The following is a 25,296-nucleotide window of genomic DNA, read 5'->3' as shown; positions in this document are numbered from 1 at the left end:
ATGCTGACCCACCCTTCCCTCGTACTGTTCTTGCGCCGCCATCACCTGTTCAGCCACTTGCCCGAACGCATTTTTGAACAGGTCTGCGGCCTGGCCATGCAACGCCGCCTCGGTTGTCACGACACCCTCATGCACCAGGGCGACCCGGCCAAACGCTTCTTCTTGCTGGTCAGTGGCCAGATCAAGCTGTACCGCATCACCGCCCAGGGCCAGGAAAACCTGGTAGAGATCATCCAGCCCGGGCAGTCCTTCGCCGAAGCCCTGCTGTTCAGCCAGACCCGCTACTACCCGGTGAGCGCCACCGCGCTCAAGGACAGCGTGGTGGTCAGCATCGAGGGCGGCCACTACCGCAATGCCCTGGAAGACCAGCCGCAAGTGTGCCTGGCGATCCTCGCGAGCATGAGCATCCACCTGCACCAACGGCTCAAGGACATCGACACCCTGACCCTGGCCAGCGCCAGCCAGCGGGTGATCAGCTTCCTTCTGCAGGAGCAGGACCCCGAGGACGGCCGCGTTGTGCTGCAGGTGTCCAAACGCCTGGTGGCGTCGAAACTGGGGATCCAGCCGGAAACCTTTTCACGCATCCTTCATCGTCTGGTGGAGAGCGGCCTGATTGCCATGGAGCGCCGCGACATCCGCATTCTGGCGACCGAGGCACTGGTCGATTATCAAGCCTGACGGGCCTGTCACTGGAGAGTCTTCATGCCCCGCACTGCCCTGCCCTTGGTCTACGCCTGCTCCGGTTGCTCCAACGTTGCGCAACTGGCCAACAATGTCGCACTGCGCCTCGACCGTGAAGGCCTGGCGCAGATGTCGTGCATCGCCGGGGTCGGCGGGCAGGTGCCGGCGCTGGTCAATCTGGCCTGCTCGGGACGCTGGATTCTGGCGCTGGATGGCTGCCCGCTGCAGTGTGTCGCCGGTTGCCTGCGCCAGCACGGCCTGCAGGCCGACAAACACCTGATCCTCAGCCAGCAGGGCTTGCGCAAGCGTTATGGCGAGGATTGCAGCGCGGCGCAGGCCGATGAGTTGTTTGCCGAGGTGAGTCAGCTACTGGCTACATTTGCCGGGTGTATGGACCGGACACATCGCTGAGGCATGTGCGGGGACATGGTTGACACATTATCGATTGCCATCCGGGGTGCTGAAATCGGTGGTACTCGCCGTGGTGATAAGCAACTAACGCCTGAGGAAGCGTACCTAGAAGCAAAACCGTACGAATTTGGGAACCGTCCTACATCAATTTTTTGTAGTCCTTATTAACGTGCCTGTAGGTATGGCGTTTCCCCGGCGTGGGCATCGCTTTAGCCACTTTCATTGCTTAAGGACTAGCTTATGTTCGCGCCGGCCAATACCGCGCAGTTCGAACTTTTGATCCCCACAGTTCGTCACGACTTCAAGGTCCTGGCGTTTGACGGCACGGAAGCCATCAGCGCCTTGTACGCGATTCATATTGAACTGGTCAGCGAGTACCCCGACTTCGACCTGGAAAGCCTGCTCAGTCAGCCGGCTTTCCTTCAGTTCGGCCTGAATGGCGAAGGTATCCACGGGCGTATCGAAGATGTCAGGGGCGGCGAGCCCGGCACACGCCTGACCCGTTATCACCTGACTCTGGTCCCGGCCCTGCATTACTTGCAGTTCAGCCACAACCAGCGAATTTTCCAGCAGCTGACGGTGCCGCAGATTATCGCCCAGGTGCTCCAGGGCCATGGCATTCAAGCCGATGCTTATAGCTTCCATGTTCGCGACAGTCCCGTGCGCGAATACTGCACGCAGTATGGGGAGGATGACCTCAGCTTCATCATGAGGCTGTGCAGTGAAGAAGGCATTGCCTGGCATCACCAGCACAGCCCGGACGGTCATCGGCTGGTGTTCACCGACGATCAGGTCTTTTTTCCCAAACTGGGGGCAACCCCCTATCAGCAAGGCGCCGGTCTGGTGGCCGATCACCCGGTCATCAGTCAGTTTTCCCAGCGTTTCAGCACGCGGACCAGTACCGTCACCCGGCGAGGCTACGACCTCAAACGCCCAAGTCGGTTAGTGGAAGACTGCTTCACCGCCGAGTTCACTCCGGTACTTGAAGATTACCGCTACCCCACGCTGATCGACACCGAAGAGCGCGGCAGGCAGCTTGCCCGCCGGGTTCTGGAGCGGCACCGCAGCGACCACCGGTTGGCCGAAGGCAAAAGCGATCAGCCGAGCCTGCGCAGCGGTCACTTCTTCGACCTGCGCGAGCACCCGCGTAAAGCCTGCAACGACTTGTGGCTATTGCTCCGTGTGACCCACGAAGGCAAGCAGCCGCAGGTGCTGGAGGAGTCGGCCAGCAGCGAAAAACCGCCCAAAGACGGCTTCAGCCAAGGCTACCGCAACAGCTTCAGCGCCATTCCTTGGGACGTGTTCTACCGGCCACCGCTGGTCACCCGAAAATCGGTGCTGGTCAGCCAGACCGCACGGGTCACCGGGCCTGAGGGCGAAGAAATCTTCTGCGATGAACACGGCCGGGTCAAAGTCGAGTTCCATTGGGACCGCGCCGAGCTGAACAGCGACAAGAGCAGTTGCTGGCTGCGGGTTTCATCCAGCTGGGCTGGCGAGGGCTTCGGCGCGGTGACCATCCCGCGTATCGGCATGGAAGTGGTGGTGACCTTCCTGGAAGGTGACCCCGACCAGCCGTTGGTTACCGGCTGTGTGCCCAATACCCGCACGGCGGTGCCGTACCCGTTGCCAGCAAACAAAACCAAAACAGTGTTGCGCAGCCGCAGTTCGCCCGCCAATGGCGGCTATAACGAACTGTCGATTGAAGACCGGGCCGGGCAGGAAAAAATCTACCTGCGTGCCCAGCGCGATATGGAGCAGAAGATCGAGAACGACAGCCAGCTGGAAGTTGGTCACGAACGCCGGGAAACCATCAAGGGCAACAGCATTGCGGTGCTGGAGGCCGAAGACCAGCTCACCGTGACGGCGGATCGCAAGGTCGAGCTCAAGGCCAACGACAACCTGCAGGTCGCCAGCAGCAGCCACACGCGGGTCGGGCAAGCACTGGTAGTTGAAGCAGGACAGCAAGTGCACCTCAAGGCAGGCGCTCATCTGATCCTCGATGCCGGCGCCAGCATCACCTTGAAAGGCGGCGGCCAGCACATCGTCATTGGTCCAGGCGGTATTTTCAGCAGTAGCAAGATTCAAATCGGGGGCGCACCTGCTGCGGGAACCGCGGCTGCTCCAGTATTACCCGGCATGCTCGAAGGCCTGCCATCACCCGAGGCGTTGCCGCCAGGTATCGGGTTATACGGCCCCATCAAACCCGGCATCCACAAACTCTGTGGCAAGCAAAGCAATGGCGCCTGTAGTCGAGGAGACTGTGCATGCAAGAAGGATTGATCGATTTCATCAACCTGCCTCGACAGAGCTTAGCGGCAACGTCACAGCCGCTGCATTTCATTCTGGATCAGGCGTTGTATCCCGATTTGTTAAAGGAACTCAGCGCACATCAAGGGTACGCATTCGACTACCTGCTCATCGGTACTGACTTTGCTTCACGGGCGAGTTCAGGGCCGATCTGGCTCAGCGCGCAATCTGGTAGCGCCATAGCCGAGTGGTGCATGAACCTTTGTCAGCACCGCCATGCCGGTATCGCGATTGTGGCGACCAACAGTGAACTGGCACTCAAGCACGCGCGTTGGCTACTGAAGGTCAATGACGGCTCCGGCGGTCAGAGTTGGGTGACCTACTATCAGCCCGCCTTGTGCGCCGCCCTGCTCGGGACTACCCAAGCGTCGTCGATGAGCCAGTTGCTAGGCCCCTGGTCTGCGGTTTATGCCCCCTCCCCGCGTCATATCCAGGGCCTGCTGCCTGGCTGGTTGCGCTGGCAAACAAACCATCCCGTCCAGGTGCCGACAACTCCCCTCTTCAACTTGCCACCGTGCACGGAGCCGACCTACGTCACGCTGCGTTGGGTGTATTGGCTTGACCAACAGTACGCAGCCTTTCACCAACCGGATGTCGGGCAACTCTCCCCTTTGATCGACAACCTGAATCTAGTGCTCGAACACCAGATCTACGAAAGCGCTCATTTACTTCAGTTGGCAGAGTTGATGGTGCGCACCGACCTGGCCACTCAACCTGCCGTCATGACTATTTTGCGCGGTGCTGATCAAGCCTTTTCCAAGGTTGAACAACTGCAAGCGCTCATGGATTTGCCTGACTCGAGGAAGAAACAAAGCACATGGAATTGATCAACCACACCGTCAAAGCAGGCGATACGCTCCATGACATTTCAGAGCGATATGGTTGTAGCGTTGCGCAGCTGCGTCAGTTAAATCCATTCATCATCGATATTATCCATCCGGGCTGGACCCTCAGTGTTCCTGTTCAAGGTGGTGGAACCGCGCAGATCAGCGCAACACCTCCCTCCACAACCTACACCGAGCCTGAAAACCCGCCTGCGCCAGCGCCGCCCGCCAAGCCCCTCGAGCTGGACCCGCAGACCAAGCCCAAACCCTCCGCGAGCATCTGTTTTGCCCCACAGGAAAAGCTCGCCTGCTCTCCTGTATACGCCGACATCATTTACGCCACTCAAGAGAAAACCTTCTGGCTGCTGTCGGCTGAGGCAGCCAGCGCACTCAAGGAAGCCGCCAGCAAGCTGGATAACCTGATTGCCCCGGGCAAAAGCCCGGAGGAGCGCCAGAAAGGTCTGTACGCCTGCGATCTGCTGGACTATTTTCTCGAGCCCAAACTGGCCAACTTCCTCGAGGGTGAGCAGCAGGCGCGGATGCTCGCAATCGAGGCTGAGGAACCCCTGATTGCAGATCCTCGTTATGCCATGCAGGTCAGGACAGCGGCTGAAGACAAACAGCGTGATATCGCCGCCAAAAGTGCTGGGGCCGTTGATCCATACGCGCGCGACACAGCGTGGGAAGACAACGAGCGGATGCTCGATAACCACAAGAAATACCAGACTCTGAGAAAGCTTCACCAGGAATGGAAACACCTGGCCACCATCGCCCAGGCGCAAGCAAAGCGTCAGGGCTACGTGATCGAAGGCGGCTCACTGTTTACCCCTGAAGCCCTCAAGGCCCGCGATATTGTTCAGGTTTACCTGAGCGAGCGCGCCAAATTGCTGGACGACAAAGGGCAACTCAGCACCTTCTCGACCGATGAGGTGGCCAGGGTCCTGCAAGCCGCCAGCGAACACCGAAATCGCCTGGAAAGCTGCTTGCTCCAATGTGAAGCAGAGCTGGTGACCTACTACGCCTTGCAGACCCAGGAAGCGGCAAAATTCGCCTACCCGAAGTACCTCGAAGCGATTCTCAACGCGGCCGACTATGGCATTGCCCTGCCAGAACTGGCGTTGTGCCAGGGCGCGGATCTGGATGCGGGGGTGCAAGCACTCAAGCACTACCTAGCGCTTCAACTGCAACAAACCCAGATCAAGCAACGTCTGTCCGACAAGTACGAGACCTGGATCAAGGCCAGCGGTGAAAACACCAAAGCGCCTGACAGCCTGGTGGCAGGCGAACGTAGCGCCTGGGTCGATCTGCAAACCCAGCTGGAGGCCATCCACCAGCAGGCGCAAAGCAATGTCCTGTCGACCGTGCCCCGGCGACATTTGCTCTGGGAGCCCGAACAGTTCAAGCCCACGCCGGTAGAACGCCTGGTCAAACCTGACTTCCCGTTGCGAGAAATCAGCTGGCCTGCCAGCAGCTCACCGGTGCGCCATATCAGCTTGACGGTACTCAAAGCGCTGAAGGAGCAAAGCGCGGTCAAATGGGGCGCAAACAGTGCGGGGAAGTCCGCGAAAGACCGGGCCCACAGCGACTTTCATGACTGGCTCAAGTCCATGGGGGGCGTACCCATTGCCGACCAGGGTGAGTGGTTCGACAACGAGGGTTGTTTCGATGTCGAGCAGTTCCACAGCCAACTGACCGAACAAGGCTACGAGGTCAAAACCTTGGCCAGTGCCGACCAGCGCAACGCCTGGGGTGAGCAACTGCGGCAAATGCTGTTCATGGCCGGGGCGCAGCGCGAACTGCGCTTGTTCGACAGCAGCCCGCAAGCCCAGTTGATACGTTGCCTGACCCCAAAGATTGCCAATGTGCAACAAACCGTCAGTGCCAGCAGCCGTTTCTCCCCCAACGGCATAGGCGCCTCGGCACAGCTACAGGTTGAGGTGAACCTGGCCAAGGGTGAAGTCGAACTGTTCAAGCTTGACTGGCCGGAGCGCGGTGTGGCCCAGGACATCAACATTCAGTACCAGCGCTACGATGGCCAAGGCGTAGCCGAGATGAACATCGGGCGTTTTTCTTTCAACGTCGCTGCGCATGCCTGGGGCTTTGCCGGCGCGGCCATGCTGGCCTCAACCAGTATCGCTCTAACCCCCAGCAACACCCGCTACGGCGCCGGGCTTAGCGCCTTGCAGGATGCCCAGGCGCCGGCAGGCGTCCTCTCTGCTGCGCATACCCAGAAAAGCGCACCGGTACTCACCGGCAAGGCGGCCAATGTACAGATCAACGACGGCGCCACTGCCGCCTTTAACCTGTTTGCCGGTGTGCAGGCAGGCATTCGCCTGACCGGCGTACTGAACTGGGCGCCGCCGAAAGATCTGGTTGCGCTGCGCACCGTTTCATTGCAATCAACGACCTCACAACGCGCCCAACACATGGGCAATCAATGGCTCAGCCTGGCACGCCTGGAAGGTGAAGTCGCCGCTGCTGCGGGGGTCGGTGCGTCCGCAGCGTTCAGCCTATCTGCCGATAAAGGACGGCTGATCCTGCGCCTCAAAGCCGCCTTGATCTTTGGCCCCGGCGCCAAGGGCACGTTTGCCTTTGAGGTGGGATACGACGCCATCTATGAACTGTTGAACCTGTTCCGACGCGAACTGCGCAAAAACTACGGCCAGCCACTGGACTGGGTGGATGGCAGCGCGATGGACCTGTTCAGCAAAATGAACTTGCTGGGGATGGCAGGCCTGGATCCGGGCATGCTTTACCTGATGGGCTTCGACAAGATTGCTGAACTTTTTGAGGCGCTTACTTCTGCGGGTAAGGGTGGGCCGATAGCGCACACCATTATGAACTACGGCTACCCCGCTGAGTTGGAGCAATGGACCGTGGACGCCATCCCGGAAGCCTTGGGTCCGATGTTGATGACGTTGATCAGTGAGGCGAAAGCGTTTGATGTCGTTTCTTATGAAGTCGATCCTCTAACCGGACTGTCGGCAGAAGTCAAAACCCACTACACCCAATCACAGGCGTGGATGCTACAGCAGAAAGCAATCGACCGGCTGTTGAATTGGATCGTTAGCAACGCACAGAAAAAAGGCAATCTGGCCAAAGCTCAACTGCAGTTTGAAGAAACGTTTATGCGAATGAGCCGCTTTGGCACCAAATCGAAAACACCCGGCCAGTCCTATTGTGAGAACAGATTCAAAATGGATAATTTTATGGCTGAAGGAGTTCAGCGACTTTTCGACCCGGACGCTGACTTCATCCGCGCAAACTACAAGAAAAATGCAGCACTACTTGGAAGCGAAAAAGATATTTTCTGTGCTCGCCGAGGGTATTACGGAAAGGACTACCTCCCAGGTGGCGTCGCAAAATATACAGGGGAGGGACAGTAATGCGAGCTTGGATATTCAATGCCTTGCCATTAAAAAACCCCACACTCTTCCTAAGCCTGTGTTTACTTTACTCAGCAGACTCCCTTGCGGCACTAACATCTGCCCAACAGGTGGCAAAAGAGCGCGGCATCATGTTGTACAACCAGTACAAGCCTGCCGAGATCGAGCTACGTGTTGCCGCTGAAGCGGGAGACTCTGAGGCTCAGTTTTATTTAGGAGAGGAACTTCGTCACAAGCATCGCCACATGACCGCAGAAGCCAGAAACTTTCTTGAGGCCTCTGCAAATCAAGGAAACCTCTATGCAATGATTCGTCTGGGCAATAGCGGAAGTGGGCTGTGCAATATATTAGGGAATTGCCCGAGAGGTTTTAAAAGCCAAGAAGATTGGCTTAGGGAAGCATGGCGAACATCCAAAATACTGGCCGAAAAAGGAGACCCTGAAGGGCTATATATATTTTATCGAGTTACAGGAGATTTTGACTCGCTAATCAAGTCCGCCGAAGCAGGGTTCGCCTTTGCGCAGTATTGGTTAGCGCAAAGGTACCGTAACGGGGATAGTTTTTTTTGGCTTCCTTGGCAGCGCAATCAGCAAATTGAACACTGGTTTAAAGCGGCCGCTGAAAATGGCAACCCACAAGCCATGGTTGAGTATGCTGTTATTGTTTATGAGAATGGCGGTGACATGGCTGTAGCACGTCACTGGATTGAAGAGTCTGCAAAAACCGGTTTTCAAATCGGCGTAGCGCATCTAGCTACTGAGCACGCGCACCTGCGGACCTACTTTGGCTTTCCGCCCGACTTGGTCAAAGGATACGGTCTAATGTCACTTTTATTAGTGCTTGACGTTGGTGGAGGCACACTGGATAGCACAAAACACAACTTAACCGAAATGATAAAAATGATGCCCCCCGAACAAATAGAACAAGGTAAAGCCTTTGCATTGGAATGGCAGGCAGCCAACCCTCGGCCTGTTTCATTCTTCCCCATGATGCTTGACCCGTTGGATTCGTTTTAATTGCCATCTGACATGAGGATTATAAAAGTTCAAGAAATAATCCTAGCCAAGGGTGATGTCTGGGGCTTTGCCAGCGCAGCCATGCTCGCCTCAACCAGTATCGCCCTGACGCCCAGCAATACCCGCTACGGCGCCGGGCTCAGCGCCCTGCAGGATGCCCAGGCGCCGGCAGGCGTCCTCTCTGCTGCGCATACCCAGAAAAGCGCACCGGTACTCACCGGCAAGGCGGCCAATGTACAGATCGACGACGGCGCCACTGCTGCCTTTAACCTGTTTGCCGGTGTGCAGGCAGGCATTCGCCTGACCGGCGCACTGAACTGGGCGCCGCCGAAAGATCTGGTTGCACTGCGCACCGTTTCTTTGCAATCAACGCCCTCACAACGCGCCCAACACATGGGCAGCCAATGGCTCAGCCTGGCACACCTGGAAGGCGAAGTCGCCGCCGCTGCGGGAGTCGGTGCGTCCGCAGCGTTCAGCCTATCTGCCGATAAAGGACGGCTGATCCTGCGCCTCAAAGCCGCCTTGATCTTTGGCCCCGGCGCCAAGGGCACGTTTGCCTTTGAGGTGGGATACGACGCCATCTATGAACTGTTGAACCTGTTCCGACGCGAACTGCGCAAAAACTACGGCCAGCCACTGGACTGGGTGGATGGCAGCGCGATGGACCTGTTCAGCAAAATGAACTTGCTGGGGATGGCAGGCCTGGATCCGGGCATGCTTTACCTGATGGGCTTCGACAAGATTGCTGAACTTTTTGAGGCGCTTACTTCTGCGGGTAAGGGTGGGCCGATAGCGCACACCATTATGAACTACGGCTACCCCGCTGAGTTGGAGCAATGGACCGTGGACGCCATCCCGGAAGCCTTGGGTCCGATGTTGATGACGTTGATTAGTGAGGCGAAAGCGTTTGATATCGTTTCTTATGAGATCGATCCTCTGACCGGAATGTCGATAGAAGTAAAAACCCACTACACCCAATCACAGGCCTGGATGCTTCAGCAGAAAGCAATCAACCAGCTATTGGAGTGGATCGTTATTAATGCACAAAAAAAAGGCAAACTGGACACCGCTCAACTGCAGTTTGAAGAAGCGTGCATGCGAATGAGCCGCTTTGGCACCAAGTCATACACCCCGGGCCAGTCCTACTGTGAAAATAGGTTGAGACTGGATAACTTTATGGCTGAAGGGGTACAAAGATTATTTGATCGACTGGCCGATCAAACTCGTGCCGAATACAGGGTCAATTCTGCGTTACTCGGCGCCAATAAAGACAATTACTGTGAGCGCCGTGAATACTACGGCAGGGACTACATTCCGGGTGGCGTCGCAAAATACATAGGGGCAGGGCAATGAGAAACTTTAGTTTGCCACTAATAACGGCAGTCCTTGGTCTGTGTACAGTTTTTTCAGCATATTCATTTGCGACATTGTCGCCTGCTCAGCAGGCGGCGAAAGAGCGCGGCATCATGCTGTACAACCAATATAAACCCGCCGAGAACGAGTTACGCATTGCCGCTGAAGCTGGGGATGCGGAAGCGCAGTTTTATTTAGGCGAAAACCTTCGCCATAAAAATCGCCACATGACAGCAGAAGCCAGAAATTTTCTGGAGGCCTCTGCAACCCAAGGCAACCTCTATGCAATGATTCGCCTGGGCAATAGCGGCAGTGGGCTGTGTAATATATTAGGAAATTGCCCGTCAGGCTTTAAAACTCAAGAAGAGTGGCTCCGGGAAGCCTGGAAAATATCAAAAGAGCAAGCAGCGCAAGGAGACCCTGAGGGACTGTATATACTCTTTCGAGTTACAGGTGATTTTGACTCATTGATTAAATCTGCCGAATTAGGATTTCCCTTTGCCCAGTATTGGTTGGCGCAAAGATACCGCAACGGCGATGGTTTTTTTTGGCTACCTTGGCGGCGCAATCAGGAAATTGAACGCTGGTTCAAAGCTGCCGCTGAAAATGGCCACCCGCAAGCCATGGTTGAGTACGCCGTCATTGTTTATGAAGATCGCGGTGACATGGCGGTGGTGCGTCACTGGATAGAAGAAGCCGCAAAAACAGGTTATCAAAATGGCGTAGCGCACTTGGCGGGGGAATACGCGCACTCACCTAGCCACTTCAACTTTCCACTTGACTTAGTCAAAGCTTATGGGTTGACGTCATTGTTATTGGTACTTGATGGCGGCGGCGGCACATTAAGATTCACAGAAAGAGATCTTGTCAAAATATCCGCCCAGATGACCCCCGAACAAATCGAGCGAGGCAAAGCCTTTGCATTGGAATGGCAGGCAGCCCACCCGCGACCTATTTCATTCTTCCCGATGATGCTTGATCCATTGGATTCGTTTTGATTGTTATAAGTCATTTGAGGGTTATAGACCCTCAAGGAATTATGACGCCCGGTACTACACACTACGGCGCCGGGCTCAGCGCCCTGCAGGACGCCCAGGCGCCGGCAGGTGTCCTCTCTGCTGCGCATACCCAGAAAAGCGCACCGGTACTCACTGGCAAGGCGGCCAATGTACAGATCGACGACGGCGCCACTGCCGCCTTCAACCTGTTTGCCGGTGTGCAGGCAGGCATTCGCCTGACCGGCGCACTGAACTGGGCGCCGCCTAAAGACCTGGTTGCGCTGCGCACCGTTTCATTGCAATCAACGACCTCACAACGCGCCCAACACATGGGCAATCAATGGCTCAGCCTGGCACGCCTGGAAGGCGAAGTCGCCGCCGCTGCGGGAGTCGGTGCGTCCGCAGCGTTCAGCCTATCTGCCGATAAAGGACGGCTGATCCTGCGCCTTAAAGCCGCCTTGATCTTTGGCCCCGGCGCCAAGGGCACGTTTGCCTTTGAGGTGGGGTACGACGCCGTCTATGAACTGTTGAACCCGTTTCGACGCGAGTTGCATTCCAAATCCGGCATTCAGCGACCGCAATCGCGGGGCAAGCCCGCTCCCACCAGGGGGTGGGGGCACCGTGGTTGGTAGGAGCTGACAGCAAGGGAAAACACAGCAGTTCAGCCTGTTGCCAAGCCCTTCCCTGCCCGCTCCAGATTTCGCCACAGCCATACCGGCAACACCTCCGGGTCGAGGCTGTCGATCAGGTTCTTCAGGGTCAAGCCCAGTTCGGTATCGCCTTCAATCACCAGCCGTCGCCGGAAGAACAAGGTATCCGGATCTTCCTGACGGCTGGCCAGCAGCAGGAACTCGCGCCAGTTGCCACGAATGGTGACATCCGCCTTGGCCTTTTCGGCAATCTGCAAGCCGTAAAGGCTACGGGTCAGGTACCAGGTCAGGTCCAGGTCGGGAATCCGCAGGCACAGCCAGCGCCCGCGCAGCAAATCGAACTCGCCGTCCTTCAGTGGCTCAGCCAGGCAGCGGTTGAGCGCTTGTTGCAGCGCGACACGTTGCAGCACGAACGGCACCCGCCGGATCAGCGGGAGCAAGCGGTCGGCACCGCGCAGCAGCCATTTTTTCTGGTTCAGCACAGGCCCACCTCCTCGACACGCAACATTCCCGCCTGGCCATGCCAATAACCGTTGCAACCCTCGACGTGCAAGGGCGGCGCTGCACCTTCACGCACCCGCTGGAACGCCGCGATCACCTCGGCCATGCCCTGCGCGCGCGGGCTCAAGCGCAGCAAATCGGCACCGCTGGCGGCAAGGCCGGAATAGTCGGCCAACAAGTTAGTGACCTCGGCCGACATCGTCTGGATACCGTTGAGGGTGAACAGCGGCTGGCCTTCCTGACTGCTCAGCGCCAGGCCATCGGGGTAGTTGAGGCAGCAGAACTGGCAATCATCCTTGGGCCGGTTTTCGGCGCGGGCGGTGAAGCAGCGCGCCGAATAGGCCAGCGGCAGGTGCCCATAGGCGAAGACTTCGACCTCGGGCAGCTCACGGCCCAACGCCTTGAGCTGGTCGAGAATCGAACGGATCAACGCCGCCGAACATTCCACCGGCGGCACCCAACGGATCATCCCGCAGTCTTGCAGTTGCGCCAGGGCATGGCCGTTGTACAGGTTGAGTGCCGGGCCAGCGACGAAGGGCAGCTTGCGTTCGGCCAGAAACTGCACCGCGCCCATGTCGTTGGCTTCCACCAGAAACTGGCCGTTGTCGCACAAGCGCCGCAGGCTGGAGAGTTCGGAAGCGGCTTCGACCAGGGTCAGGCTCGACAGTACGATCTGCGCCTGCGTGCACTCCTGCAGCTCGCGGCCGAGGCCCAGCCAATGCTCCAGGTTCATCGCCCGGCGTTTCGAGCAGACGGTTTCGCCAAGGTAAATCACATCCAGCGGCAAGGCGGCCATCTCGGAATAGAAACGCCCCAATTGCTCCTTGTCCCAGTAATACAGAACGGGTCCCAGGCTGAGTTTCATCTGCAGTCCCTCATTGCCATGATCGATGGTAAGCACCCAGGGTGGTCTGGCTGCCTTCGGACAAACCGGCCAGCACCTGGCGCCACTGGTCTTTGACCGCGAAGCGCTCGGGCGCCAGGCGGTGGGCATCGAGTGCGGCGCGCCAGACCTGGGTGACCTGCTCGACATACGCCGGGCTGCGCTGACGCCCTTCGATCTTCACCGCTTCGACGCCCATGGCGGCCAGCTCCGGCAACAGGTCCAGGGTGTCGAGGCTGGTAGGTTCTTCGAGGGCATGAAAGCGCTTGCCGCCGACCAGGAAGCGCCCCTTGCACAAGGTCGGGTAACCGGCCGGCTCATCGGCGCTGTAGCGATCGATCAGCACCTCGCTCAGGCGTGCGCTCAAACCTTCGGCATCTTCACTCCAGCGCACTGCCTTGGCCGGAGAACACACGCCACACAGGTTCGGCGACTCGCCGGTGATGTAGGACGACAGGTGGCAACGTCCTTCGGCCATGATGCACAAACTGCCGAAGGCGAAGACTTCGATAGGCACCGTGCTGTTGGCCGCGACCTGGCGCACCTGGGCCAGCGACAGCACCCGTGGCAGCACCGCGCGGCGGATGTTGTAGTGCTGGGCATAGAACGCCAGGGCGCTGGCATTGGTCGCCGAGCCCTGTACCGACAGGTGCAGGGTCAGTTGCGGATGGCGCTGACTGGCATAGCCGAGCACACCGGGGTCGGCGGCGATCAGGGCATCGACGCCATGGTCGGCGGCGCGGTCCACCGCTCGTTGCCAGCGCTCCCAGCCCTGGGGCTGCGGGTAGGTGTTGACCGCGACATAGAGCTTGCGTTGATGTTGGCGGATATGGGCGACAGCGGCGTCGAACTGCTTGTCGTCCATGTTCAGGCCGGCAAAGTGCCGGGCATTGGTGTCATCGCGAAAACCGACGTAGACGGCATCGGCGCCTTGGCGCACCGCCGCTTTGAGCGCAGGCAGGTTTCCTGCCGGGCAGACCAGTTGCATGGGCATTCCTCATGAAAGAACGTGTCTCGACCCCGCCTCCGATGCGTAACGCGAGCAGGCCCGGTGCAATCGAAAATGCGCCGCCAGTCTAGCCAGACCGCCAGCGCAGACCTTGACGGCAATCAAGGCCGGTCACTGCATGAGTTCGGCGAACGACAGGAAGGTCACGCTGTCATGCTTGTGCAGCTGATGCTCGCACTCCACCACCGCCAGGCCATCGGCCCAGCACGCGGCCGCGAGCATTGCCGAGCTTTGCTGCGGGTGCAGCTGCACGCTCACCTGGCCATCGCCACCCGCGGTCAATCTGGCGCGCAGGTACTGGCGGCGCTTGTTGCGCTGCAACCAGTCGAAGCCTGCCGGCAACGCCATCGGCCGCGGCAATACATCGCGCACGCCCTGGGCCCTGAGCAGGAACGGACGCACCACCACCAGGGCGGTGATCAGCGCCGCCGCAGGATTGCCCGGCATGCCGATCCACGGCTTGCCGGCCACCTCGCCAAACGCCAGCGGCTTGCCCGGCTGGATCGCCAGACGCCACAAATCCAGACTGCCCAGCGCTTCGATGGCATGTTTGAGGTGGTCTTCTTCACCCACCGAAACGCCACCGGAAGTCAGCAGCAGATCGCATTCAGAGGCCGCCAGTCTCAAGGCATGCTGGCTGGCCGCCAGATCATCGGCCATCACCCCATAGTCATGCACTTCAACGCCCCAGCCCTGCAGCAGCGCCGCCAGGCAATAGCGGTTGCTGTTGTAGATCTGCCCCGGCGCCAGGGGTTGGCCAGGCTCGCGCAGTTCGTCACCGCTGCTCAGCAGGCACACCCGCAACGGTCGATAGACCTCGACCCAGCAGACCCCGGCAGCGGCCAGCAAGCCCAGTTCCTGGGCGCGCAGTCGCTTGCCGGCCTGGAGCAGCAGATGGCCCTTGCGCACCTCTTCTCCAGCTTTGCGTACATGATCGCCAAGGCTGGCTGGCGGCAACCAGACCTGCTCGCCCTCGACCCGGCAGAGCTCCTGCGGCACCACCGTGTCGGCGCCCGGTGGCAGCGGCGCGCCGGTAAAGATGCGCACCGCCTGCCCGGCCAGCAGCGGCGTGGTGGCGGCCTGCCCGGCAGCGATGCGACCGGCCAGGTTCAGACAACCACCGGCTGCGGGAAGGTCCGCGGCGCGCAAGGCGAAACCGTCCATGGCGCTGTTGTCCCAGCCCGGCAGGTCCAGCGGCGAATGAATGTCCTGCGCCAGCACCCGGCCCAGGGCCTTTTCCAGCAACACCGTTTGCGCCGCCGGCGGTGGCGGCGCCTGGTCGAGCAGATGGCGGATGGCCTGGTCGACCGGTATCAGCTTGCCGCTGTCACACACCTGGCGGCTCATGAGCGTTCTCCACAGGCCTCGATTGCCTGCTCGGCCTGGGCCTTGAGATGCGGCGCGAAATTGCACGGGCCGGTGCGGCTGTCCAGTTGCCCGAGAAGGATCTGGTTCCAGGCGGTGCGACAGGCTCCAGGCGAACCCGGCACACAACACACCAGCACACCATTGCTCATCCCGGCCAGCGCCCGCGACTGCAGGCTGGACATGCCGATCTCCGCCAGCGAGACCTGGCGGAACAGTTCACCAAAGCCCTCCACATGCTTGTCCAGCAACGGCAGGACGGCTTGCGGAGTATTGTCGCGCACGGTGAACCCGGTGCCGCCGGTGGTCAGCACCACCTGCACCCGGGGGTCGGCGATCCAGCGTGAGAGCGTGGCGCGGATCTGGTAGATGTCGTCCTTGACCAGGTCACGGTCGATCAGTCGATGCCCGGCCGCCTGGAGCAAATCGCACAGGGTCTGCCCCGAGGTGTCGGTGTCGAAGCTGCGGGTGTCGCTGATGGTCAGTACGGCAATGTTCAGCGGTTCAAAGGTACGTTGCGCCAGATGGGCCATGTGCGGACCCTCCCATGATGTGAATGCGCCCAAGCCTGAACCGAAACAGCAGCCGAACCTATTCCTCCAAGGAGGTACCTCGACGGAGCACACGGCTCACGGCGCCAGGCGACTGCGTGTCCACTGCCCGTCCTGCAAGCGATAGTCCAGACGGTCATGCAGACGGTCGGCGCGGCCCTGCCAGAACTCCATGCGTTCAGGTTCCAGGCAGTAGCCGCCCCAGTGTTCCGGACGACGCAGCGGCTGATCGACGAAGCGGCGGATAGTCTGCGCCAGCAAGGCTTCCAGGGCTGCGCGATCGGCCAGCACCCGGCTTTGCGGCGAGGCCCAGGCCCCCAGGCGACTGGCCAGCGGACGGCTGTCGAAGTAGTCATCGCTGAGCTGCGGATCGAGCCGGCGCACCTGCCCTTCGATGCGCACCTGACGTTCAAGCGCCGGCCAGAAGAAGGTCATGGCCGCCCACGGATTGGCCTCCAGCTCCTGGCCCTTGGCACTCAGGTAATTACCGAAAAAGGTAAAGCCCGCCTCGCTCACACCCTTGAGCAGCAACACCCGGCCATGGGGCCGGCCCTGACGGTCGACCGTCGCCAGGTGCATGCTGTTGGCCTCCACCGGCGCGCTCTCGGTTTCCCGCGCCTGCTGCAGCCACTGGTTGAACATCAGCAAAGGGTCGTGCGGTGCGGCCTCTTCCTGCAGGCCACCCAGGGTGTAATTGCGGCGCATCTGAGCCAGGGACAGGGGCATGACAGTGATCTCCGGTGGATGGAACTCACAGTCTGTTGACTCGCTGCCCTCGCCACCTTGACCGCCATCAACATCACACGCTTACTTCAGGCGCAAACGCCTGGCCAGCTTGTGCAAGTTGCTCGGATCGACCTGCAGCAAGCGCGCAGCGCTGGCCCAATTGTCGCCGCACAGTTCCAGCGCCCGGACAATGGCCTGGCGCTGGCAGGCGTCGACCGTTTCGCTCAACGACAGCAGCGGCGATGACTGCGCAACCACCTCCGGCGGCCGTTCGATGGCGGCGGCGCTGTGCCCGCTGCTGTCCAGGTCCAGCACTTCCGGCTCCAGGGTAATGATCAGGTTGCGGCTGCCACCGCGGCTGAGCTGTTTGAGCGCGGCACGACTGACCACATGTTCCAGTTCGCGCACGTTGCCCGGCCAGTGGTAGGCCAGCAGCGCGCGCTCGGCCGCCGCCGACAGGCGCAAACCGCGCAGGCCCAGGCGGGTACGGTTGAGTTCGAGAAATTGCCCGGCCAGGATCAGCACGTCATTGCCGCGTTCGCGCAGCGGCGGAATCGGCACCGGATAGACCGACAGGCGATGGTACAGATCGGCGCGGAACAGGCCTTCGCGAATGCTGTCAGGCAGGTGGCGGTTGGTGGCGGCAATGATGCGCACATCCACATGCAACGGCTTGTCCGCCCCCAGGCGCTGGATCTCGCCGTTTTGCAGGGTGCGCAGCAGTTTGGCCTGCACGCTCAAGGGCAGCTCGCCGACTTCGTCGAGAAACAGCGTGCCGCCATTGGCCGCATCGAAACGCCCGGCGCGGTCACTGTTGGCCCCCGAAAAGGCACCTTTGACGTGGCCGAACAACTCGCTTTCGGCCAGTGATTCCGGCAATGCGGCGCAGTTGACCTGTACCAGCGGCTTGTGGCGGCGCCGCGAAAGACTGTGCAAACGCCGGGCAAACAACTCCTTGCCCACCCCCGTCTCGCCCAGCAGCAGCACCGGCAGTTCGGAATCGGCCAGCACGTCCAGCTCTGTCAGCAACTGGTGCAGCACCGGGCTCTGGCCGAGGATCTCGCTCTCCTGCACCGGCATCCGCAGGTCCTGAGGGTCGCTGCGGGCCAGGCGCAGGCTGCGGTTTTCCTGCTCCAGCCGGGTAACCCGCAGCGCCGCTTCGATCTGCAGGGTGCAGCGCTTGAGCTCATCGCGCGCCGCACTGTCGAAGGTGCCGGCCTGCAGCGCGTCAAGGGTGATCGCGCCCCAGACCTGGCCTTGCACATAGAGGCTCACGCCCATGCAATCGTGCACGGCCAGCGGCTCGTTGAGCGGGGTGTCGAGCAAGCCGTCGTATGGATCGGGCAGACGGCTGTCGGGCTCGAACCAGGTGGGCTCGCGCGAGGCCATGATCGCCGCCAGGCGCGGATGCTGGGCAATCACAAAGCGCCGCCCGAGGGCTTCGTGGACCAGCCCCACCGTCGCCACCGGGCGCAGGCTGTCGTCATCCAGGTGCAGCAAACCGACCGCGCCGCAGTTGAAGTATTCGCGCAGGGTCTGCACCAGGCGTTGCAACCGTACGGCATTGGGCAACTCGACAATCAGATCGGCCGCCAGGCTTTCACGCAGCATGGTAGTTATCACCTTTAAGGGTTGCATCTACCCTGACGCATCAGGGTGATTTTCACCACAACAAAATACAACGCCTTGAATCTCAAGCGGTTGAACATGGCATGCGCGATGCAATCGCTACAGGGACCTTTGCAACCACACCAAGGAACCCTGATGAGCCAGACACTTCTCGACACCCCTGACGCCTGGCACGAGGTGCCTCAGGCCGAACTCATTGCACACATTCTCTCGCGCTATCACGATCGCCACCGCCAGCAACTGCCGGAACTGATCCGCCTGGCCCGGCGCGTGGAGCAGGTACACGGTGCCCGCAGCAGCTGCCCCAATGGCCTGGCCAACCACCTTGAAGACATGCAGCAGGAACTCGAAGGGCACATGCTCAAGGAAGAACAGGTGCTGTTCCCGATGCTGCAACAGGGCATGGGCCGCCAGGCAACGCCACCGATCCGGGTGCTGCGCCTGGAACATGATCAACACGGCGAAGCGTTGGAGATCCTGCTGACGCTGACCCACAACATCATCCCGCCGGAGGATGCCTGCAACACCTGGCGCGCCTTGTATCGCGGCCTGGCGGAATTTCGTGATGACCTGATGCAGCACATTCACCTGGAGAACAACGTGCTGTTCGTCAAAGCGCTTGCTTGATAGACCTTATCGCGGGGCAAGCCCGCTCCCACCGGGTCAATGCAGGCCACCCGGTGGGAGCGGGCTTGCCCCGCGATTCTGTCAATGCCAATAAAACATCGCCTTGGCCAGAATCACGATCAGCAGCATGTGCCCGAGGATGCTGCAGCGGATCCAGCGCGCCCGCGTCTCGCTCAAGCGTCCGCGCTGCAGCCAGTAAGCCAGCAGCAGGTAATGGCCGATAATGCTCAGGGCCAGGATGATCTTCAGGCTCAACAAGCTGGCGAAACTGCTGGCCAGCGGCTGACTGAGGGCGCCGCGATGGTGCCAGGCCAGGCCGATACCGGCGCCATACAACACCAGCACCACCGCATGCAGCACCTTGCGCGAACGCGTGGCGATCGCCTGATCCGCCGCAGCCTGCGCAGCATCCGGCACTTGCCGACGCGCCGAATACCAGATGAACACCTCGAAGAACAAGGTGCCGATAAAGGCAATGGCCGCGAGTAAATGGATAACCAGTAAATAGGGATACAACATCGCCTGCCTCCTGCTTGTGTGCCGATTATCCGGGATGTCCGTCCACCCGGGCGCGCAGCAACATCGGTGCGTACCGCCAGGCGTACAGGGCAAACGCGCCGACCCAGCACACCGCGGCCAGCCACAACCCCGCCAATGGCAACCACAGCACCAGCAGCACCCGGCTCACACCCGCGAGATTAAGCAGGATGAACGCCAGGGTCATCCCCGCTGGCGGCTGCAAGGGCCGCCCGGTATGGCCCAGGCTGACCCGCGCGATCATCGCCAGAATCAACCCGGCCATGGCCCCGATGGTCAGGCAGTGCACCGCAAGGCTGGGGTTCAACGGGACGCCGAAGTGCCACAGGGCCATGCCCAGGCATGCCAGCGCCAACCAGCCATAGGCCAGGTGCAACGACCACAGCAGCGGCACACGCCACAAGCCACGGTCATGCCAGCGCCACAGACGCACCCCGTGCCCCAGTGTCAGCGCGGCAAACAACAAACCGATCCAGACATTGGCCGCCAGCGCAGGGCCAGCGGCATACAACACTGCCACCAGCGCGGCACCTGCCAGCAGCAACCAGTCGAGCCAGGGCCAGGGCGCAACGCCTTCGACCCGGCCCAGGCCACGTTGGGTAAAGAATGGAATCACCCGGCCACCGATCAGGCCCATCATCGCCGCCACCAGCCAGATGGCGCTGAGCACGCCCTGGCGTTGCCAGCCATCATGGCCCTGGAGCAGCCCGTAGACCGACACCGCATCGGCGGCCGTCAGCAACAGCAACACCAGCACCACCGGATAATTACGCTTCTGCCGGACGCGCCAGAGCATGGCGCCCATCAACAGCGCCACGATCAGCGGGAAGGCCAGTTCCAGCAGCGCCAGCAGCGGCCACGGCAGGTTGGCCAGCCAGGCAATTCGCGCGGCCAGCCACAGCAGCGCCAACGCTGCCAGCGGCGTACCGCTCAGGCCCGGTTGGCCGGTCCAGGTCTGTCCTGCAGTGAGCAGAAAACCGGCGATGATCGCCAGGCCGAAGCCGAACACCAACTCGTGGCGATGCCAGGCCAGCCAGCCACCGGCGGGCTGCCAGTCGCCCAGCGAACCATTCAATGCGGCCAGCCACAGCGGCACGGCGAGCAACGCCAGGCCGCAACCGGCGAGGAAAAAGGGACGGAACGCCAGCCGTAACAACGGCACGATGGCCAGCGCTTTACGGCGATCAAGTACTTGCATGGAACCACTCCTTAACCCGATTGCCGGGCGCCATCATCTGCGATTTACCGATCCTTGCCCTTGTCGCACGTCAACGCCCGTTTGCGACAACTGCGTAAGCTGCAAGGGCCATGCCGCCACCCCGGCAGAACCCGGTGGGAGCGGGCTTGCCCCGCGATGCAATGCGTCTGACAGCTTGCAATCGCGGGGCAAGCCCGCTCCCACCGGGTAGAAAAAACCCTACAGGGGTATTTATTACCCTAATGCCAAGGGTTGTTTTAACCATAGCACTGGACACAGCAAGTAAATCCGCGGCCCTGGCGCCTGGCCCGAGTCTTGCTGAACAGGCCTATCCGTCATTCCATTGGAGTTCACATGAGAAACATCATCCAGCCGCTGGCGTGGTTTGCCGCTTTGAGTTCGTTCATTGCTGTCGCCAGCCGCGTCGCCCTCAGTCTTGTCTGAGGCGCCCTTCCCCTCCAGCCTGAGGATGAACTCCCATGGTCCTGCATCGCGTCCATCACCAGATTCTGCGCAGCCATCACCTGTTCGAGCCGTTGAATGACGAACAACTGGATGAGCTGATGGCGTCCAGCCACTTGCTCAATGTCGACAAGGGCGAACCGTTGTTCCACCAGGGCGAACCCGCCGAGGCGTTCTACTTCGTGATTGCCGGCGCGGTGAAGATCTACCGCCTGACCCCCGACGGCCAGGAAAAGGTCTTTGAAGTGGTCGGCCCACGGCAAACCTTCGCCGAAGCGATGATGCTGATGGACACCCCGAACTATGTGGCCTCGGCCGAAGCGATTGGCCCTTCGCAGCTCTATCGTTTGTCGACCCACACCTACATGCACCTGCTGCAGAACAATAGCCGCCTGACCTTCGCCCTGCTCGGTAAGCTGTGCGTGCGCCTGCATCAGCGGGTCAACGAAATCGAGACGCTGTCGCTGAAGAACGCCACCCACCGGGTGGTGCGCTATCTGCTGACGCAACTGATGCAGGCCCAGCCGGTCGAGCGCCAGTTCGAACTGCCGATGGCCAAGCAGCTGATCGCCGGCCATCTGTCGATCCAGCCGGAAACCTTCTCGCGGATCATCCGCCGTCTGATCGATGAACAGATCATCACCCAGGACGGGCGGCACATCGTCATTCTCGACCGCCCACGGCTGGAGCAATTCGAATGAAGGCCCTGCCCGTGTGCCTGTACTGCCAACACAGCAATCCGCCCCAGGGCGTCACCTGCGAGCAATGCGGCATGCCGCTGCCGGCCTCCCAGGCGCACGCCGCGGCCCGGCGGCAATTGCGCTTTCTGTGGTTCTGCATCGGCCTGACGCTGTTCTGCGTGGTGATGGTGTTCTGGTTGCCGCGCTAGCCGCGGCTCAAGGCTGGGTCAACTGGCGATACAGTTGCGGCAGGCGCAGCGGCAACTGTTCAGGCTGGCGAATCAGGCTGTAGCCATTGCTGCCGAACATGTACGGCAGGTAGTCAGCCGCCTTGCGGTCGATGGTGATACAGAACGGGATCAGCCCCTGCCGCCGCGCTTCACGTACCGCCTCGCGGGTGTCTTCGACACCATAGCGCCCCTCATACAGATCCAGGTCATTGGGCTTGCCATCGGTCAGCAACAGCAACAGCTTGCGCCGCCGTTTGCTGCTGCCAAGCAGGCGCGTGGCCTGGCGAATCGCGGCGCCCATGCGCGTGTAGTAACCCGGCGTCAGCCCCTGAATCTTGCCGCGCGTGCTGTCGTCGTAACGCTGGGTGAAGGTCTTGAGTTCCTGCAGGCGCACTTGCTGGCGACGCAATGAAGAAAACCCGTACAAGGCAAAGTCATCCCCCAGGGTCGAGAGGGTTTCGCCAAACAGCAACAGGCTGTCGCGGATCACCTCGATCACCCGGTGTTCATCGTTGAGGTGAGCATCGGTGGACATCGACACATCGGCCAGCAGCAGACAGGCCAGGTCGCGATGGGTCTGCCGTTGCGCCATGAACAGGCCGCGCTCGGCACACTGGCCATGGCTGCGCTCGACATGAAAATCCAGCCAGGCCTTCAAATCCAGCTCGCTGCCCTGAGGCTGCTGACGTAACCATTGGCGGTCATTGCGCAGCTGCTCGAACTGACGGCGCAGACGCCGCGCCGCCGGTTGCAGGCGAGCCGGCAAGGGCTGCGCCTGGCAATCACGTGGCTCGAACAGCTGCAGGTTGACGAAGTTCGCCTGCAAACGCCCTGTGCGATAGTCCCATTCCGGCAGTTTGATGCCCTCGCCCAAGGGAATGTCGTCGACCTCTGCGGGTGGCAAATCCAGGTGCAGTTTGAGGCCGCCGCCCTTGCGCAAGCGCGTGCGCGACAAGGTCAACTGATCAAGATCGTCGGCGACTCGCGCGGCATCCGGATCTTCGCTATCGTCGCTCCAGCGGTCCAGGTCGACATGTTCGGTCCAGCTGAACAGGTTCTCCAGGCGCACCACCAGCAGCCCGCCCTCACGACGATTTTCATCGATGCGGGTAGCGCGTTTACGGCCGCTACGCTGCTCGCCGGGCGCTGTTGCCAGGTGTTCGCTGGAGTCCTCCAGGTCCCCGGCCGGAGCACCTGGCTGATGCAATGGCGGGTACAGCCACAGCGGCAAAGGCCAGGCTGCCCGTTCACTGCGGGGAAACTCGCTGACGCTGCCCGGCTCGCGCAAGGCCTGGCGCAGCGCGCGCTCCAGGGCCGCTTCGGCAGGACTCATCGCGGCCGGGTCCGGCCGCAGTTGCAGGTGGGCGTCGACCAGCCGCTGGTAACGGCTCGCCAGCGCCGGGTAGCGCTGCAACAAGCGCTGGGTCCAGCGCTGGTTGTCCCGCCCCCAGTGCCGCATCGGCCCTGCGTGTGCCGCCAACAAGGCCAGCCAACGATAGAGTTCCTCGTTCAACCCGGCCTCGGGAAACACCGCAAGGTGGCTGGGCAAGCGCAGATTGCGCCCGTCACACCAGGCCAGCGGCACCTGCTTGCAGGTACCGGCGATCTGCTGCAACAGCGTGCGGCGCAGCAGCAGATCGCGCTCGCTGGCCGCCTCCACACCCTGGTTGCCAGCCCCGCCCATGGCCCGAAACAACAGGGCCAGGGCGCGCTGACGCGGGGCAAGGTCAATGCCCGCCTGAGGAAAATCCGGGCTGGCGCGGCGGGTGATAAAGCGATGCCAGACACTGCCAACCCACTCTTCCAGTTCAAGGCTGAACGCCATGTTGCCTCCTGCCACGATTTATGACGGCACTACCCGGGCCGGCGCGCGCAACGCTGCGCGGCCGCGCTGGCGGAAGCTCAGCAGGTAGCACAGCAGCCCCGCCATAAAGCCCAGGCCACTGACCAGACGTGCCCAGAACAGCCCGCGCAGATGCTCGGTGGTGGACATGAACGGCAAGGCACTGCCGTCTTCGGCCCAGCGTTGCAGCAGGACCTGGACCACACCGGCCGCGGTCAGCAACAGGGTGATCATCACCATCGACAAGGTCATCAGCCAGAAGCCCCAGACCTCAAGGTTCTGCGAGCGCTCATCGGCGGCCTCACCCAGCCCGCGCAGACGTGGCATGGCATAGCTGATCAGGGTCATGACGATCATCGCGTAGGCGCCATAGAACGCCAGGTGGCCGTGGGCCGCGGTCAATTGTGTACCGTGGGTGTAGAAGTTCACCGGCGCCAGGGTATGCAGGAAGCCCCACACGCCAGCCCCGAAGAACGCCGTCACCGTGGTGCCCTTGGCCCACAACGTGGCGGCGCGGTTGGGATGTTGCCGGCGACGGTTGCGGACCATGCTGAAGGCAAACAGCACCATGGCCAGGAACGGCAGTGGCTCCAGCGCCGAGAAGATCGAGCCGACCCACAACCAGACCTCGGGCGCACCGATCCAGAAGAAATGGTGCCCGGTGCCGATAATGCCGGTGATCAGCGCCATGGCGATAATCACGTACAGCCACTTCTCCACCACTTCGCGGTCGACGCCGGTGATCTTGATCAGCACGAACGCCAGCATCGAGCCCATGATCAGTTCCCACACCCCTTCGACCCACAGGTGCACCACCCACCACCAGTAGAACTTGTCGCGGGCCAGGTTGCCGGGGTTGTAGAAGGAGAACAGGAAGAACACCGCCAGGCCGATCAGCCCGGTCATCATCACCATGCTGACCGTGGTCTTGCGGCCTTTGAGCAAGGTCATGCCGATGTTGTAGAGAAAGCCCAGGCACACCACGACGATGCCCATCTTGGTGATGGTCGGCTGTTCGAGGAACTCGCGGCCCATGGTCGGCAGCAGTTCGTTGTGGGTCAGCCTGGCAAGCCCGGCATAGGGCACCAGCAGGTAGCCGAGGATGGTCAGCACACCGGCGGCAGCGAACACCCAGAACAGCAGGATCGCCAGTTTCGGGCTGTGCAGCTCGCGGTCCGCCTCTTCCGGCACCAGGTAGTAGGCCGCGCCCATGAAGCCGAACAGCAGCCAGACAATCAGCAGGTTGGTGTGCACCATGCGCGCGACGTTGAAGGGAATGGCCGGGAACAGGAAGTCACCGACCACGTACTGCAGGCCCATGATCAAACCGAACAGCACCTGGCCGAGAAACAGCATCAGGGCAAACACGAAGTAAGGTTTGGCCACGGCTTGCGAAGCGAATTTCAGATGGGGATTGGCACTGCTCATC

General features: G+C 60.9%; 22 protein-coding genes and 1 pseudogene. 12 read left to right on the top strand and 11 right to left on the bottom strand.

Going from position 1 to position 25,296, the window contains the following annotated elements:
• From PSAKL28_RS10935 to PSAKL28_RS10895, 9 genes are all read left to right on the top strand, one after another.
• Complete coding sequence (locus tag PSAKL28_RS10935; RefSeq protein ID WP_038610026.1) at positions 1-678, top strand: Crp/Fnr family transcriptional regulator; 678 nt, start codon at positions 1-3, stop codon at positions 676-678.
• Between the two features lie 24 nt (positions 679-702).
• Entirely contained in the window at positions 703-1,092 is a 390-nt protein-coding gene (locus PSAKL28_RS10930) for a putative zinc-binding protein (RefSeq protein WP_038610023.1), read from the top strand.
• A gap of 240 nt (positions 1,093-1,332) precedes the next feature.
• The gene (locus tag PSAKL28_RS10925; protein ID WP_084589086.1) at positions 1,333-3,372 is read left to right on the top strand and encodes a type VI secretion system Vgr family protein; all 2,040 of its coding nucleotides are present in this window, start codon (positions 1,333-1,335) and stop codon (positions 3,370-3,372) included.
• Positions 3,357-4,226 carry a DUF4123 domain-containing protein gene (locus tag PSAKL28_RS10920; RefSeq protein ID WP_051939294.1) on the top strand — a complete coding sequence of 290 codons (870 nt, stop codon included), beginning with the start codon at positions 3,357-3,359 and terminating at the stop codon, positions 4,224-4,226. The genes PSAKL28_RS10925 and PSAKL28_RS10920 overlap by 16 nt, the downstream gene beginning before the upstream one ends.
• Complete coding sequence (locus tag PSAKL28_RS10915) at positions 4,217-7,609, top strand: LysM peptidoglycan-binding domain-containing protein (protein ID WP_038610021.1); 3,393 nt, start codon at positions 4,217-4,219, stop codon at positions 7,607-7,609. Before PSAKL28_RS10920 ends, PSAKL28_RS10915 begins: the two co-directional genes overlap by 10 nt.
• Positions 7,609-8,625 carry a tetratricopeptide repeat protein gene (locus tag PSAKL28_RS10910; protein ID WP_075226489.1) on the top strand — a complete coding sequence of 339 codons (1,017 nt, stop codon included), beginning with the start codon at positions 7,609-7,611 and terminating at the stop codon, positions 8,623-8,625. The genes PSAKL28_RS10915 and PSAKL28_RS10910 overlap by 1 nt, the downstream gene beginning before the upstream one ends.
• Positions 8,626-9,978 carry a hypothetical protein gene (locus PSAKL28_RS10905; protein ID WP_157687018.1) on the top strand — a complete coding sequence of 451 codons (1,353 nt, stop codon included), beginning with the start codon at positions 8,626-8,628 and terminating at the stop codon, positions 9,976-9,978.
• Positions 9,975-10,976: a tetratricopeptide repeat protein gene (locus tag PSAKL28_RS10900; RefSeq protein ID WP_051939288.1), complete on the top strand. Its 1,002-nt coding sequence runs from the start codon at positions 9,975-9,977 to the stop codon at positions 10,974-10,976. Before PSAKL28_RS10905 ends, PSAKL28_RS10900 begins: the two co-directional genes overlap by 4 nt.
• Before the next feature lie 41 nt (positions 10,977-11,017).
• Complete coding sequence (locus PSAKL28_RS10895; protein ID WP_038610018.1) at positions 11,018-11,608, top strand: hypothetical protein; 591 nt, start codon at positions 11,018-11,020, stop codon at positions 11,606-11,608.
• Between the two features lie 29 nt (positions 11,609-11,637).
• Here the strand turns inward: PSAKL28_RS10895 and ubiT are convergent, their stop codons facing one another.
• From ubiT to norR, 7 genes are all read right to left on the bottom strand, one after another.
• Positions 11,638-12,108 carry a ubiquinone anaerobic biosynthesis accessory factor UbiT gene (ubiT, locus tag PSAKL28_RS10890; protein ID WP_038610015.1) on the bottom strand — a complete coding sequence of 157 codons (471 nt, stop codon included), beginning with the start codon at positions 12,106-12,108 and terminating at the stop codon, positions 11,638-11,640.
• Complete coding sequence (locus PSAKL28_RS10885) at positions 12,102-12,992, bottom strand: U32 family peptidase (protein WP_038610013.1); 891 nt, start codon at positions 12,990-12,992, stop codon at positions 12,102-12,104. Before PSAKL28_RS10885 ends, ubiT begins: the two co-directional genes overlap by 7 nt.
• A gap of 10 nt (positions 12,993-13,002) precedes the next feature.
• Positions 13,003-13,998 carry a ubiquinone anaerobic biosynthesis protein UbiU gene (gene ubiU, locus PSAKL28_RS10880; protein ID WP_038610010.1) on the bottom strand — a complete coding sequence of 332 codons (996 nt, stop codon included), beginning with the start codon at positions 13,996-13,998 and terminating at the stop codon, positions 13,003-13,005.
• Positions 13,999-14,130: 132 nt separating this feature from the next.
• Positions 14,131-15,366: a molybdopterin molybdotransferase MoeA gene (locus PSAKL28_RS10875; RefSeq protein ID WP_038610007.1), complete on the bottom strand. Its 1,236-nt coding sequence runs from the start codon at positions 15,364-15,366 to the stop codon at positions 14,131-14,133.
• Positions 15,363-15,917: a molybdenum cofactor biosynthesis protein B gene (gene moaB, locus PSAKL28_RS10870; protein WP_038610005.1), complete on the bottom strand. Its 555-nt coding sequence runs from the start codon at positions 15,915-15,917 to the stop codon at positions 15,363-15,365. The genes PSAKL28_RS10875 and moaB overlap by 4 nt, the downstream gene beginning before the upstream one ends.
• A gap of 96 nt (positions 15,918-16,013) precedes the next feature.
• Positions 16,014-16,661 (bottom strand): pyridoxamine 5'-phosphate oxidase, encoded by a 648-nt coding sequence (gene pdxH, locus PSAKL28_RS10865; RefSeq protein ID WP_038610002.1) that lies wholly within the window; start codon positions 16,659-16,661, stop codon positions 16,014-16,016.
• An 81-nt stretch (positions 16,662-16,742) separates the two neighbouring features.
• The gene (gene norR, locus PSAKL28_RS10860; RefSeq protein WP_038609999.1) at positions 16,743-18,272 is read right to left on the bottom strand and encodes a nitric oxide reductase transcriptional regulator NorR; all 1,530 of its coding nucleotides are present in this window, start codon (positions 18,270-18,272) and stop codon (positions 16,743-16,745) included.
• Between the two features lie 186 nt (positions 18,273-18,458).
• Between norR and PSAKL28_RS10855 the strand changes: the two are divergent.
• Positions 18,459-18,917, top strand: a pseudogene (locus tag PSAKL28_RS10855) (hemerythrin domain-containing protein); the annotation flags it as partial.
• Positions 18,918-18,998: 81 nt separating this feature from the next.
• Here the strand turns inward: PSAKL28_RS10855 and PSAKL28_RS10850 are convergent.
• Both PSAKL28_RS10850 and PSAKL28_RS10845 read right to left on the bottom strand, forming a co-directional pair.
• The gene (locus PSAKL28_RS10850; RefSeq protein WP_038609996.1) at positions 18,999-19,436 is read right to left on the bottom strand and encodes a CopD family copper resistance protein; all 438 of its coding nucleotides are present in this window, start codon (positions 19,434-19,436) and stop codon (positions 18,999-19,001) included.
• 25 nt (positions 19,437-19,461) lie between these two features.
• Entirely contained in the window at positions 19,462-20,652 is a 1,191-nt protein-coding gene (locus PSAKL28_RS10845) for an NnrS family protein (protein WP_038609993.1), read from the bottom strand.
• A 479-nt stretch (positions 20,653-21,131) separates the two neighbouring features.
• Here PSAKL28_RS10845 and PSAKL28_RS10840 point away from each other — a divergent pair, with 479 nt between their 5' ends.
• Entirely contained in the window at positions 21,132-21,815 is a 684-nt protein-coding gene (locus tag PSAKL28_RS10840) for a Crp/Fnr family transcriptional regulator (protein WP_038609990.1), read from the top strand.
• Entirely contained in the window at positions 21,812-22,003 is a 192-nt protein-coding gene (locus PSAKL28_RS10835) for a hypothetical protein (RefSeq protein ID WP_038609987.1), read from the top strand. Before PSAKL28_RS10840 ends, PSAKL28_RS10835 begins: the two co-directional genes overlap by 4 nt.
• Positions 22,004-22,010: 7 nt before the next feature.
• On the opposite strand, the gene PSAKL28_RS10830 is transcribed toward PSAKL28_RS10835, so the two are convergent.
• Together PSAKL28_RS10830 and PSAKL28_RS10825 are read right to left on the bottom strand one after the other, a co-directional pair.
• Positions 22,011-23,849, bottom strand: a complete 1,839-nt coding sequence (locus PSAKL28_RS10830; RefSeq protein WP_038609984.1) for a nitric oxide reductase activation protein NorD — start codon at positions 23,847-23,849, stop codon at positions 22,011-22,013.
• Positions 23,850-23,867: 18 nt separating this feature from the next.
• Positions 23,868-25,295, bottom strand: a complete 1,428-nt coding sequence (locus PSAKL28_RS10825; RefSeq protein WP_038609981.1) for a cbb3-type cytochrome c oxidase subunit I — start codon at positions 25,293-25,295, stop codon at positions 23,868-23,870.
• Between the last annotated feature and the right edge of the window lies 1 nt (position 25,296).

The organism is Pseudomonas alkylphenolica, assembly GCF_000746525.1.
Classification (GTDB): Bacteria; Pseudomonadota; Gammaproteobacteria; order Pseudomonadales; family Pseudomonadaceae; genus Aquipseudomonas; species Aquipseudomonas alkylphenolica.
This window is presented reverse-complemented; position numbering and strand designations above follow the sequence as displayed.